Below are 12,838 nucleotides of genomic sequence, written 5' to 3'. Positions count from 1 at the left end.
CACTTCAAGTAGCGCTGGTAGGGCAAAGGATACTGCGTGCGCGTGAACGGGCACCGGGCGATCGCTCCGTTAACCAGTCGTCACGCTTGGGCAGACGTCATCCGTCTGCGCCGTTCCTCCGATGGGCCGGTACTGCGTTCACGCAGCTGACCCAAGTGGCAATCCATCCGTCGTTGTCATTCCTTTAGTGGTGCCATCGAAGGTTTGTCGCGCTGCCCTGACCTCCGGCAGTCTCACGAGCGTCCACTTGTGCAGTTCCTGCAGCGGCTCCTGCAACGTGCGGCCAAGCGGAGTGATCTGATATTGCACAGCGACCGGCGAAAGCGAAATCACCTCTCGCGATACCAGGCCGTTCCGCTCCAACCGGCGAAGGCATTGAGTTAGCGCTTTCTGGGTCACGCCTTGTAGTCGGCGACGGATGGCGTTGAAGCGCTGAGGACCATCATCAAGTACAGCCAGCACCATCATCGACCACTTGTCAGCGATCTGATCGAACAAGGCCCGGCTAGGGCATTCGGATGAGAAGCAGAGTGGTTCCAACTCAAGCATACTGGTTTCCTTCGAGATATCTAGGTAAGCTACGGTACCTAGTTGATGTCAGGTCTATATAGTATACTTATGCGGCCGATTAAACGCAACGATGTTTCCTGTCATACCTCATCTAGATACGAGCACCTTTTTGCGCCCGAGGCGTGCCGGGTCAGCGAGTGCTGACGACTATCGGCGGCGGGCAGAAGGTTGCGCCGGACTGGTACTGTCTGAAGGGGCGGTGATTGTGCAGAGGCAATGAACGCAAGGGATGGGCGTTGGGTCTATACCGCCGGACTTGTGCTCGTGTGGCAAAAGCCGAGATCGGCCAAAGGCGTCATGTTCATCACCATCGTGGGCGAGACAGAGCCGGCCGAGCTTGTCGTCTGGCCGACACTCTTCGAAAAACGCCGACGGATCGTCGATGATGGCGATCAATGGCCGGATACAACGGGAAGGGGAGGTCGTCCATCTTGTTGCCCAGCAGCTGTTCGACTCGTGTCAAGCGATTTGGCCGCTCCGGCTGATCGTGACGAACAGTTCAAGCCAACGACGGAGAGGGTAACGAGTTCGCGCATTGCAGGGAACGGGCTTAAGTTTCTGACGATCACAGCGCTTCCGCGATCGCCAGAACCTTCAAAAGCATTCGTCTTCCGGGGCCAATTGCTGGAATGTATTAAAGCGCGCGGGTACGACTTCGCTGACTACGAATTTGAGCTTGGGCGCCCAGGGATATGGCTTAAGATTGATTTTGAGAAGCCGCCATCGACGCAGAGGTCCTGACCGGTGATGTAACTCGCAAGTGGGCTTATCAGGAACTCAATCGCATTAGCAATGTCTTTTGGATCGCCGATCCTGGAAAGTGGGATCAGATCCTCTCTCGCTCGTTTAATCGCTGGATCGGCATACATCTTTGCGGACATTGGAGTGTGCGTCATTCCCGGAGAGACGATGTTCGAACGAATGCCATCCGGCGCCCATTCCAAGGCAAGGGTCTTCGCAAGCATAGTTAGTGCCGCTTTGCTTGGACTATATGCACCTGATCCCGCATGAGGTACTTGTCCCGACATCGACGATGTGAAGCATGCCGCGCCCCGACTCTGCTTTAAGTGCGGGTGACAGTGTTTGGCCAGAAGCCAAGCTCCGCGAAGGTTGACCGCGAACATCTTGTCCCAGTCGTCAGCCGACAAATCACAGATATTTCCGGGACTTGCCATGCCGGCATTGGCAACAAGAGCGTCCAGACCACCAAACTCCGACACTGCCGCCTCTACGAGGTTCGGGGCCACATCGATGTTGCCCAGGTCGCCAGACAACGCAATAGCATCGCCTCCCAACGCGCGCACCGAACGCGCGACGTCCTCTTGCCCTTCGGAGGAACCAAGGCCACACACTGCAATCTGAGCGCGCTCGCCTCTTGATGAAGCTGCTTCTGCGATACGTATACAAACCGCTGCGCCAATTCCGCGGCTTCCTCCACTCACTAACACCTTCATGGACACTTCTCCGATTGATTTTATGAAACGAATTGGAATTTCCTCCGAAATCACGATACGATTCTAAGTAACTCCAAATACAAAAACTGTTGAACTCTGCCCGCCCAACAAGATGCCTTGTTGTGGCATCCAGGGCGTGATGGGCACTCACAAAAAATCGCGTACCCCACGGTATCCACCACTTTAGCTGGATACCGTGGGCGCAGCTCACTCATTGACCGACGGGGATCTTCCAGCGAGCGTAAGTGCGATACGGGGTTTATCAATCAACCCTCCAGCCCCTTTTTTTGAGCTCCTGCATCGCATTGTTGACTTCCAACAGCGGCGCTTCTTCGCGAATAACCTCGAGAACGACACTATCAATACTAAAAACTGAATCGACGGCGCGCCCGAGACCTTCAAAATCTATGATCCCCGTGCCGATAGGATCGTGGCCCCAGACGTCCGAACCCGTATCCGAGATATGCACGAGACCTATGTGAGAGTGATGCAACCGAAGACTCGCTACTGGATCCTCGCCAATGTAGGCTGCGTTTGCGACGTCATAGACGATGCTCAGATTTTCGCTCTTGATTTCCTCGACAAGACCGACAAGTTCCCCGATTGTCGGCCTGAAACAATATGGGGTATTCTCCATGAGGAGCCGCACGCCGGCTTGCTTTGCAACCGGTAGAAGCACGTCAAGACTCTCGTATAGCCATCCAAGGGTTTGCGGGATGGTGGGAGAAATCATCGGACGACGCGTTCCTGGAGAGATTACAACATCGGCCCCCCCCCAATCGACCGCGAGTTGGATGACATCTCTAATGTGGTCAGTGCTTTTGCGCCTCATATTTGCGCCTGGGCTGGCCAGATTGATATCATATCCGCCAGCATTCAGCGACCTGACGCTCGCTCCGTGGTCCAGCAGTTGCTTTCTCGCTTCCAAACGCGAACTTCTCGACATTTCGTCCGGCCAGCAGTGTGGGGAACTCACGGGAACTTCAAATACCGTAAAGCCATGCCGGATAAGCTCAGACATCGCCTGTATCGCAGTGGATCTCCAAAGGTAGGAAAAAGTATTTATGATCATCGACGTCTCCAGTCGCTTTCAGCGCTACCTGCGTGATGCGGTTTCATCTGCAATCTAAGAGGGAAAGGTCGCAGGCCAATGGACCGATCTCGATCATCTGGGCCGCCAGAATTTGTTCAAAAATGATGCGCTTTCCAGAATTGCTCTGTCAGGGTCAGCTGAAACGATCTCGAAAATCGACGGTCCGCGATAATCGATGCTCTCCAGAACCTGAGCGATAGGTTCGAATGAGACTGCGCCTCCTCCAAGTGGATCGTGACGAAAATCTTCCAGGGGCGTGTCTGCAACGTAGATGGCCGATAGATGCTTTTTTAGTTGAGGAATCACGTCGACTGCGGGATCGCGCCCGAAGGCGGCATTCGCAATGTCATATCCCAACCCGATGCTCGTCCAACCATAACGATTAAAAAAGGATAGAAGGTCGGTTCCCTTATAAAGCCACGACAGCGGATGGTTCTTAACTATGAGCTGGACCTGCAGTTCGGCCGCGCGCGGCACCAGGATGTCGAGAGACGATTGAAAACATTCAGTCAGCTTCTCAAGACTCGCCGGGAAGACAGGGTTTGTCTTTCCCGGGTTGACGACTACTCCAGTGGCACCCCAGTCAGCCGCAAGTTCCAACGCAGAGGCAACAACACCGCAAGAGTAGTTGCGGCATTCGGGCGTAAGCGCTGCAAGATTAACGTCGAGGTTCGGCTGATTGAGGGTTTCGATGCGAATGTTTCGTTCGTTTAGAAAACTTTCGACCGCTTTGCGCTCCGCGACTGTCGCGGTACTCGGCCAAAAATGCCCCGGGATAAGCATCATTTCGAAGCTGGAAAAGCCAAGACGAGAAAGATGGCGTAGGCAATCGAGAGCAGAGTAACGGGTCGTATAAGAGTAAGTGTTCACAGTATAGGAATCGTTCAACTGCACTTCGGTCTCCTTTTCGTCGTGTGTAAGAGGCTAACGACAGCGCGAAATCCAGCACATCGTCCTCGCCCCGTTGGACGGATACATCCCCTGGATTGATAACGTCGAGCACGCCGCAGAGGCTTCCCGTCATGATAATCGAGCCTGTTCTGAGTGCCTCAGCAGGCTTGGATCGATCGTTTGCGTCGTCGCAAAGCCGAAGAAGTAAGTCTTTTGCTGAATGTCGTGCGGAAGCGTCGAAGACGAGTTGCTTGTTGAGCCAAAGCTTTACGGGGGAGTCTCGACTCAGGCTGAAATACCACTAAGAGTAACTGTGGCCCTTTGACGTAGCCCATGTTTCCGCGACAGTCGACTTTCCGCAGCCCGAGGGCCGGACCAGAGTTACAACTTCCTCTTCATCAATATCGATAGACACGCCGTGCCGTAAGGGTACGGCGCCGTACACCTTGCGAACGGACTTCAGCTCAATGCTATCCAACTGTTTCCTCCTACCGGCCACCAAGGTGGCCACCAAACTCTAGGGCCATCTCCACATCACTATCGGAACGATATTCCATTAAAGTGCGATGTGTCAACAGACCTCAGAGGTGCGTTAGGAACTTTGAGGATTTTTGGAGTGCTTTAGATCATATTCCCAATCACTTGCGAACTTCTTGAAGGGGTGGCTTGCGGGCTAGGGGAGGTGATCCGATACGGCCAAAGTTGCGAAAGTTCATCGGCAATGGCCTTCACCTGTTCCGCTAACTGGGAAGTACGGGCGGGGAAAAGCGGTGGATTGGTCCCGTAATGCTCGCCGTTCCAACAACCCGGCCTCCAGCGCGAATGACATGAGACTGAATAACGGGGATGGCCACAATGTCTGCTTAGACGCGATAACACGCGGGCCGCCTATGTCCGTCCCAGTCCATTGGTAACGGTCCCGGCCAAAGCTTCCTCCCGTTCCAGCGTCGCTTGCCAGGCTTTTCCGCTGGCCGTCGTGTGCAACGGGACCTTCACCACGAGTTCCGGCTGATAAATCAGGCCGGAACGCATTCCCTGTGAATGAGAGATCCATGTCAACCAAGATCGCAATCCCGCTAAGTCCCTTGGTATTGCTGGCTAACCAACCCAGAATCGGTTGGCAGATATCGGGGATCCGTGTACCGCCTAGCCGGCGCTGGTCCTTCGCTGCGAGGCGCAACGAAAGCCGGTAGAAGCCGTTCTCGGGATACTGTTCGGCCCAACCTAAGTCACGCAGACTGTTGAGCAGCCGATGCGCTACGCTCTTTGGAACGTCCAGTCGACGGCTGATTTCGCCAAGCGACAGTTCCAGTGGCGTTCTCACTCAACAACGTGATCACGTAGAAACATCGGTCTAGAAGGGATTTGACAAGACGCATTGTATCACGATATTCGGTTTATCGGAACAATATTCCATTAGTGGTGTGAGAGGTGTTCCACAAGCAGCCGCTTGAACGGCGGTTAGAACATTAGTCCGCGCACCGCCGGATTTCATCCGGCCAGCGTCAGTCCTGGTTCCCTGTCTTACCGTCAGGAGTACGGGCTTCGGCTCGGTGAGTGCGCTGATTATCGGGAATAGCTCAACGGGGTCTAGGCAATCTTTCTTGGCTCAGCATCGAAAAGTTCTGAGAGGTCTAATGACAGAAATCGTATTCAACCACGCCACCGTCCGTGAACGAGCGGATATGTTGACGTTTCTACGTCTTTCTGCAGACCGGGGGCTAAAGACAGTGTCGGTCTGGGGTGACGAAATCGCAAAAATTGGCGAGGCCGATGCGCTGTCGGCCCTTGATGACTTTGGCATGACAGTCTCTGGCTACAATCGCATCGGCCCGTTCGTTCCTGAGTACTTGGATCGCGCCGAGGCGGAGCTGGAGCGAGCGGCGCGTTTTGGTGCTGATCACGTCTTCGTCTTCACCGGCGGCCTCCACGAAACCGAGAAAAACCTCTATGCGGCCCGGCGGCGGGTGGAGGATACGTTCGGCCGGCTGCTCGATATGGCGCGAAAGATCGACATAAAGCTGGCAATCGAGCCGCTTCATCCCATGCTTGCGGGCGACCGTACGGTCATCGCAAGCCTGTCCCATGCCAATGCGCTGGCCGAAACTTTGGGTCCGGGAATCGGGGTGGTGGTCGACGTATACCATGTCTGGTGGGATGAGCGTCTTGCGGCGGAGATTGAACGCGCCGGTCGCGCCGGGCGGCTTCTAGGCTTTCACGTCAACGATTGGCTCGTTCCCACCCGGCACATACTGACGGATCGGGGGATGATGGGCGACGGCATTATCGATCTGCCCGCTATCGAAGGCATGGTACGGCGCGCCGGTTTCCAAGGGCCGGTCGAGGTGGAAATATTCTCTACAGATTGGTGGTCACGCGATCCTGGCGAGGTGATGGACATCGCCATCGACCGGTGTCGGCAGTTGTTTGGCCAGGAGGCGGCATCATGAAGGCAACGATCCCGAATCTCGACGGGGAGTCGCGGATCTATGCCGTTTTCGGCGATCCGATTTTCCAGGTACAGACACCACATCTGATCAATCCCATCTTTGCCGCTGCGGGCAAAAACATCTATGCGGTGCCTTTTCATGTAACGGCCGAGCGTTTCGCGGACGCATGGGACACGTTCGCTGCCATGTCGAATGTCAGCGGAATCAGCACCACCGTGCCACACAAAGTGGCGGCCGCGAAACGTTGCGACACGCTGACGCCGACTGCCAGGGCCGTTGGCGCGGTAAACTGCGTGCAGCGGGGCACCGATGGGCGTATGCATGGCGCACTTTTTGACGGAACGGGCTTTGTCGAAGGTCTGGGGGAAGCGAAGGGGCGGATTCGTGGCGCCCGCGTGCTGATCGTCGGGGCAGGAGGTGCGGGTCGCGCCATTGCTTTTGCGCTTGCTGAAGAAGGCGTAGGGCAGCTTAGCCTGATGGATCTTTCTGCGGACTCGATCGCGTTCACAGCGAACATGGTCAACGCCGTGAGCGGGCATGAATGCGCGCGTGCTGTCGATGCATCGAGTGGCTGGGACTATGACGTGGTGATTAACGCTTCACCGATCGGCATCAAGGGAACGGCTGTTTTCCCGATGCCGGACGCAGCGATAAGCCCGGATATGCTGGTTGCCGATATCGCAAGCCTCACCGGAGAGACGGCGCTCCTGCGCGCCGCGCGTGCGGCAGGTGCTGCGACCTCCGACGGGAATGATATGCTTGGTGCACAGATCCGGCTCATGGCCGGTTTTGCCGCAGGCCTTCCTGCGGGAACGGCATTGTAATCATAAGAACGCCGCGCGGCATGGCACGCGCGGCGTTCATGCATCAGATTTTTTCTATCCCCAGAGTTCGCAAAGGTGGTCGGCAATCAGTCCGACCTGCCCGGTGATCATGTGAATTCCCGAATGGACTTGCACGCCTCTCTTCTCCGCAAGCGATAGGAGTGGGGTGGTTTCAGGCTGAGCGATGACTTCGGCAAAGGTCATCGCGGGTCGCAGAAGTCCGGCATCGAGCGGCAGGGCATCCGTTTCCTTGAGGCCCAGGGACGTCGCGTTGACGACCAATGCGCCCGATTCAGGCACCGCCTTTCCGGCCTTCGCAACGCTACGGCCGAAGCCTGCGTTGACCGTTTCTGCCAGAGCCTCCGCTTTGTCCGTCGTCCGATTGGAAACGGTTATGCCCCTGGCGCCGGCTTCGACGAGCGCGAACGCAATCGCCACGGCGGCACCACCGGCACCGACCAGCAACACGTTGCGATCTTCGATTACGATACCTTCTGCCAGCAGGCCCCTGACGAATCCTTTTCCATCGAACTGATAGCCACGGAAGCTGCCATCCCTTTCGCGCCGGACGACATTGACCGCTCCGACGCGTGCCGCCACGGGATCAAGACTATCGCAGAGGTCGACCGCTGTTTGTTTATGGGGAAGGGTAATGCCGAACCCCACGAGGTTCGGCATTGCCTTCAATCCAGCCCAGATGGTCAACAGATCGCTTGCCGGTACATGCAGCGGGATGCAGGCGATATCGGCACCGCGTGCTGCAAACAAGGGATTGATGGCGCCGGGCGTCTTGGCCTGGGCAATCGGATCGCCGATCACGCCCATCAGACGGGTAGTCCCGCGAATTTCGAAGCCGGCTACCACGACAATTCCTCTCGCTTCAACCACACGATGGTGCCGTCCTCGACCCCGACAATCAGGTCAAGAGCGCCGCGTCCGGCCCAATCCACCGCTTCAGGAGAGGCGACGTGCATGGCCATGGCAATGGTTTCTCCTTTGAAACTGATAGGGAGCGGGAAGGCAAAACGAGGCTCTTCCGGTGTTCCCACATTCCGGGACAGGAACAGGCCAGCCTGCTTTGTGGTGTTTCGCGGAGCGCCGGTCTTCGGATCGGGCGGAACGCAGGCGCGGGCATGAGTTCCGAAAATGAGGTCCATGCGTCCGGTGCCCTCCCAGTCGCAGAGGCAAAGCTTCACACGGCCGCGGCCACCGCCGACATCGACAGTGAACCTTATCGCATCGCCATTTTCCCACCGAACGTGTCTTTTGTTGACGAGTTCTGTGTCGGAAGACCGTGTCCAGTCGCTGAGCACACCGTTCTCGTCCAATGCGAGATAGTGCAGTTGACCATTCTGCTGCCAGTCAACGACCGCCGGACGGACCCGCCAGACAGTTTTCAGCGGCTTGCCGTTATAGGTGAGAAACTCCTCTTCGGCGAAACGCGGCGGGATGGTCTTCTCGCCGGTGTTGCGGAACAGCCGATGACGGCCCGTGACGTCGCTGACCAAGAGGTCCATATGTCCGCTGCCGGTCCAGTCGGCAATCGTCGGGCACGAATAGCCGAACATCTTTTCCGACGGCCCCTGGATCGAGCCGTCGAGGCCCGCCGCGATTCTAACCGGCTTGCCGCCCGCTTCGAGCATGTGTTCCTTGCCGAGATAGATCGAGCCGTTCTCTTCCCGGCTGGGATAAAAGAGCAGTTCGCCGCTGCTGTTTCCAACCACGAGATCGAAATGTCCGTCGCCGCTGAAGTCATGGGCGGCCGGGCTCGGCAGAACCCCGGCATGAATCAGAGGCTTGGTGGTCTCCACACGCCCGCGCTTTTCGAACCGCGGGAGCCCGTCCGCTCCATCTCCGCAGTTCTTGAGGAAGGTGACGTAGCCGTCCTCGGCTCCGACGAGAATATCTTCACGTCCATCGCCATCCCAGTCCACCACGCAGGGCAGGTGGATGCATTGATCGAGTTCCAGGACTTCATCGTCCGGCGTTCTAAGAAGGCTGGTTGGCTCAAACGATCCGTCCTCGCGTTGCCGCGCGATATGCAGGATATTCCAGAATTCGCCAGCGATCAGGCTATCTTTCTGTCCGCCGAATTTGCCAAAAGCAGGCGCAAGCTGTCCGTAAACCTCAAGTGCCGTTTCACCGGCGATCAGAGCTTTGCCCTTTTCAAGAACCGGATTGGAAAGTGTTCCGGTATTTTTGAAGGCGTAAAGGAAGCCGCGCAACGGACCACCCAGCCAGCGCCCGGCATCGTCATAGCCGCGATAACCTTCGTCGTTCCATTCAAGCCCGTTCGGCCAGTAGTCGTCCCAATAGTCGCTGCCCACGATCAATTCGGGCACGCCATCACCATCGATGTCGTGGAAGCGGGCCATGTGGAAATATTCATTCCCCTTGACCCAGTCAGCATCCAATTCGAGCCGCAAGGGTTCGCCGAATTCCGGTGATCCCTTGGAACCGATATTCGGGAAAACATAGATCTGCTTGCGCATGCGCGATGCGGACACCAGGTGAAAGGTGTCGCCGTCTTTCACGGCCGTTACATAGCCGCGGACGCCCTCGATGAGCTCCTCTTCGCCCAAAACCGGCGTTCCGTCTTCATGAGTTCCGATCTGCCGTCGCAGAAAGACCCGGCCATCGTAACAGGGATCCCATGCCGAAATCAAAAGGTCTCTGCTTCCCGTTCCTGTCCAGTCGATCACCTCGACACAGGTGATGATGCGGCCGGCCACCGCGGCGGAACCGACCTCCGGATGATAGTGCAGCACCTCAGCGCCATAGTCCGGACCATGCCAGACGGTCGCATCGTCCTCCCACCTTTTTACACTCACGCGCCCAATCTCCCTATTTCAAATTCGTTAGTGGAATGCTATTCTAATATCAAATCGTCTCGTAAATCCATATGAAAGAAACACTGATGAGTAAAAATGCACACGGGATTGTCCCGGTCATGCTGACGCCGTTTACGCCGAACAACCAGATCGACTGGGGCGGGCTGGAACGGCTGGTCGAATGGTATGTGGACAATGGCGCCGATGCGCTCTTCGCCGTATGCCAGTCGAGCGAGATGCAGAGGCTGTCCCTCGACGAGCGTCTCGCTCTGTCCAGGCGTGTCGTTTCCCTGGCAGGAGGTCGCGTGTCCGTGATCGCCTCCGGACACATCAGTGAAAGCGCGGACGATCAGCGTGCCGAACTGATGGCAATGGCCGATACGGGTATCGATGCGCTGGTGCTTGTTACAAACCGCCTCGACACGGGTCATGCCGGAACGGAGGCGTTTCGCGCCGGCGTCGAAAATGTCTTAAGCTGGGTGCCGCGCGATATGGCCCTCGGGCTCTACGAATGCCCTGCGCCGTATCGCCGCCTGCTGAGCGACGACGAATTCAAACTCTGCCGCGATACGGGTCGTTTCGTAACGCTGAAGGACGTATCCTGCGATCTTGAAACCATCCGTCGACGTGTGGCGATGTCAGGCGATTCCGGATTTGCCGTCGTCAACGCCAACGCCGCAATCGCCGCAGCGGCAATGCGCGAGGGATCGAAGGGGTTTGCCGGGGTCTTCACCAATATCCATCCTGATCTCTACGCGTGGCTGTACAAGAACGCGTCTGAAGACACTCCATTGCGGCGTGATCTGGAAATATTCCTGGCCCTTGCCGCCATGGCGGAATCGATGGGCTATCCAGGACTTGCGAAGACCTATCACACGCAGCTTGGGACGTTCCAGAGCGCTCACTCCCGCGTCACCGATTACGACATCACCGAGCGCCACTGGGCCGTTCTGGATTTGCTCAACCATATCCACGAGGGCACGATCCGGTTCCGGGAGGCGATCGCTCAACGCGCCGGACACTAACGCCGGCGTTTCATCTTCAGCCAAGAGCCACGACTTTGCCTGCCATGCACGGCGGCGAAGTCGTGATCATTTCGGGCCCTTTTTCATCCGGGCTTGTACAGGCAACCCGCATCAGCCGCTGCATGTCAGGAAGGATTTTTTCGTGATTGTCACATTTGGCTCCATCAATGCCGATCTGGTTTTCTCGATCAAGGAGATGCCGCAGCCTGGCCAGACGCTTCTGGCCGATCAGTTCCGGACGGAAGCGGGCGGCAAAGGCGCCAACCAGGCCGTTGCAGCGTCGCGCGACGGCGCAAACGTCGTCATGGTCGGGGCGGTCGGCAAGGATGCGCTGGCAGATGTCGCGCTGAAGAATTTGGTGGAAGCCGTAGACCTCAGTCGCGTGAGCCGTGCCACAGAACCGACAGGCTGCGCTTCGATCCTGATCGATAGCCACGGCCGGAACATGATCGCGGTCGCCTCCGGTGCCAATCTCGTCGCGTCCTCCGATGATGTGGACGACGCTCTTATTCACAATGCGCGCATCGTCCTCATGCAGATGGAAAACGACCCCGTCCAGATCGAGAAGCTCATTCGGCGTCTGAGCCTGACGAATGCCATGTCGATTCTCAATCTGGCCCCGGCCTTTCCTCTTGAAAAAGAGATTCTCTCGCTTTGCGATCTCATCGTCGTGAACGAAGATGAGGCCGAGGCACTTGCGGGGTGGCTGACTGCCGGATCATCCGCAACGGATCTGTCTCGCGCGCTCGGAACAGGCGTTCTGAAAACGCTCGGCGGTGACGGAGCAGAAGCGAGCGTTGCGGGGGAGATTATCAAAATCCCGGCCTTCTCGGTCGAGGTCAAGGACACGACCGCGGCAGGGGATTGTTTCGTTGGCGTTCTGGCATCGGCGCTGGATCGCGGACTCCCATTGAAGGACGCCATGAAGCGGGCCGCGACTGCGGCGGGTCTTGCCTGTTCCCGCAGCGGGAGCCAATCCAGTATCCCCTTCGCTATGGAAACGGACCAATGTCTGGAAAACCCGGAATGAGGCTGGTGTGCGTGGCCTGCTTGCAGGCTTCCGATCGCCTAGAGGCATTGGCCCTTACATCTCCTGAGAGGTTAGCATGACGTATTCGACGTTTCTTTTCGCGGTTCTTGCGCTTCTGCTTGCGCCGGGACCGACGAATACGCTCATCGGGCTTGCTGGCGCTCAACGCGGTCTGCCAAGCCTTTGGCGTCTTCTGCCGGCTGAACTCATCGGTTATCTGACGATGATTTTACCGGCCGCGTGGTTCGGGGCGATGATGATCGAGCGCTGGCCCATGGCGACGGTTGTTCTGAAACTCGTTGCTGCTGCATGGGTGATGTATCTGGCGATCAGGCTATGGGCCCCACGATCCGCCGTCGTTCGCAATGACGAGGTGACGGCAAAGCGCGTCTACATCACCACGGCCCTCAATCCAAAAGCCCTTATCGTCGCCTTCGTTCTCCTGCCGGCTCCAACGGATGAGCAATTCCTGCTGAAGCTTGCGCTTTTCTGCGTTACCGCAGCTGGCGTGGCACTGGTGTGGGGCGCGTTTGGAACGGTTACTCGATCAAAAGTAGATGGAAGCGATCGCTTGACGGCGATCCGCCGCGTGGCGTCGATATGGCTCGCGATCGTGTCCGGATCCCTGATCCTCGCAGCTCTTTCCTAATAAGGCGAGGCTGCGGTCAAG

12 protein-coding genes and 1 pseudogene are annotated in these 12,838 nt (G+C 57.2%); 6 read left to right on the top strand and 7 right to left on the bottom strand.

The window, feature by feature from the left end; translation table 11 throughout:
* Positions 1-138 precede the first annotated feature (138 nt).
* Positions 139-549, bottom strand: coding sequence for a winged helix-turn-helix transcriptional regulator (locus ADU59_RS27995; RefSeq protein WP_068958890.1), 411 nt, complete (start codon positions 547-549; stop codon positions 139-141).
* Positions 550-774: 225 nt separating this feature from the next.
* On the opposite strand from ADU59_RS27995, the pseudogene dnaE2 reads away from it, so the two are divergent.
* A pseudogene (gene dnaE2 / locus ADU59_RS29815) lies at positions 775-1,106 on the top strand (error-prone DNA polymerase); the annotation flags it as partial.
* Positions 1,107-1,232: 126 nt separating this feature from the next.
* Here the strand turns inward: dnaE2 and ADU59_RS27990 are convergent.
* The 4 genes from ADU59_RS27990 to ADU59_RS31500 form a co-directional block, all read right to left on the bottom strand.
* A complete protein-coding gene (locus ADU59_RS27990; protein ID WP_202970085.1) occupies positions 1,233-2,078 on the bottom strand; it encodes an SDR family NAD(P)-dependent oxidoreductase in 846 nt (281 codons plus the stop codon).
* A 208-nt stretch (positions 2,079-2,286) separates the two neighbouring features.
* Positions 2,287-3,096, bottom strand: coding sequence for a sugar phosphate isomerase/epimerase family protein (locus ADU59_RS27985; RefSeq protein ID WP_068958886.1), 810 nt, complete (start codon positions 3,094-3,096; stop codon positions 2,287-2,289).
* A gap of 93 nt (positions 3,097-3,189) precedes the next feature.
* On the bottom strand, positions 3,190-4,011 hold the full coding sequence (locus ADU59_RS27980) for a sugar phosphate isomerase/epimerase family protein (RefSeq protein ID WP_068958884.1): 822 nt from the start codon (positions 4,009-4,011) through the stop codon (positions 3,190-3,192).
* A 709-nt stretch (positions 4,012-4,720) separates the two neighbouring features.
* Positions 4,721-5,332, bottom strand: a complete 612-nt coding sequence (locus ADU59_RS31500) for a helix-turn-helix domain-containing protein (protein ID WP_083198452.1) — start codon at positions 5,330-5,332, stop codon at positions 4,721-4,723.
* A gap of 313 nt (positions 5,333-5,645) precedes the next feature.
* On the opposite strand from ADU59_RS31500, the gene ADU59_RS27975 reads away from it, so the two are divergent.
* Positions 5,646-6,458, top strand: a complete 813-nt coding sequence (locus tag ADU59_RS27975; protein ID WP_068958882.1) for a sugar phosphate isomerase/epimerase family protein — start codon at positions 5,646-5,648, stop codon at positions 6,456-6,458.
* Positions 6,455-7,282: a shikimate dehydrogenase family protein gene (locus ADU59_RS27970; protein WP_068958880.1), complete on the top strand. Its 828-nt coding sequence runs from the start codon at positions 6,455-6,457 to the stop codon at positions 7,280-7,282. The genes ADU59_RS27975 and ADU59_RS27970 overlap by 4 nt, the downstream gene beginning before the upstream one ends.
* A gap of 54 nt (positions 7,283-7,336) precedes the next feature.
* Here ADU59_RS27970 and ADU59_RS27965 read toward each other — a convergent pair whose 3' ends face one another.
* Together ADU59_RS27965 and ADU59_RS27960 are read right to left on the bottom strand one after the other, a co-directional pair.
* Positions 7,337-8,146, bottom strand: a complete 810-nt coding sequence (locus ADU59_RS27965) for a shikimate dehydrogenase family protein (protein WP_244506532.1) — start codon at positions 8,144-8,146, stop codon at positions 7,337-7,339.
* Entirely contained in the window at positions 8,140-10,113 is a 1,974-nt protein-coding gene (locus ADU59_RS27960) for an FG-GAP repeat domain-containing protein (protein WP_068958876.1), read from the bottom strand. The genes ADU59_RS27965 and ADU59_RS27960 overlap by 7 nt, the downstream gene beginning before the upstream one ends.
* Positions 10,114-10,199: 86 nt before the next feature.
* Here ADU59_RS27960 and ADU59_RS27955 point away from each other — a divergent pair, with 86 nt between their 5' ends.
* The 3 genes from ADU59_RS27955 (at position 10,200) to ADU59_RS27945 (ending at position 12,817) form a co-directional block, all read left to right on the top strand.
* Complete coding sequence (locus ADU59_RS27955) at positions 10,200-11,138, top strand: dihydrodipicolinate synthase family protein (protein ID WP_068958874.1); 939 nt, start codon at positions 10,200-10,202, stop codon at positions 11,136-11,138.
* 142 nt (positions 11,139-11,280) lie between these two features.
* A complete protein-coding gene (locus tag ADU59_RS27950) occupies positions 11,281-12,168 on the top strand; it encodes a ribokinase (protein WP_068958872.1) in 888 nt (295 codons plus the stop codon).
* A 76-nt stretch (positions 12,169-12,244) separates the two neighbouring features.
* Complete coding sequence (locus ADU59_RS27945; protein ID WP_068958871.1) at positions 12,245-12,817, top strand: LysE family translocator; 573 nt, start codon at positions 12,245-12,247, stop codon at positions 12,815-12,817.
* Positions 12,818-12,838: the final 21 nt, after the last annotated feature.

The sequence above is a fragment of the Pararhizobium polonicum genome, from assembly GCF_001687365.1.
GTDB classification, from domain to species: domain Bacteria; phylum Pseudomonadota; class Alphaproteobacteria; order Rhizobiales; family Rhizobiaceae; genus Pararhizobium; species Pararhizobium polonicum.
The sequence above is the reverse complement of the archived record's forward strand: the minus strand, read 5'-3'. Positions and strand labels throughout refer to the sequence as shown.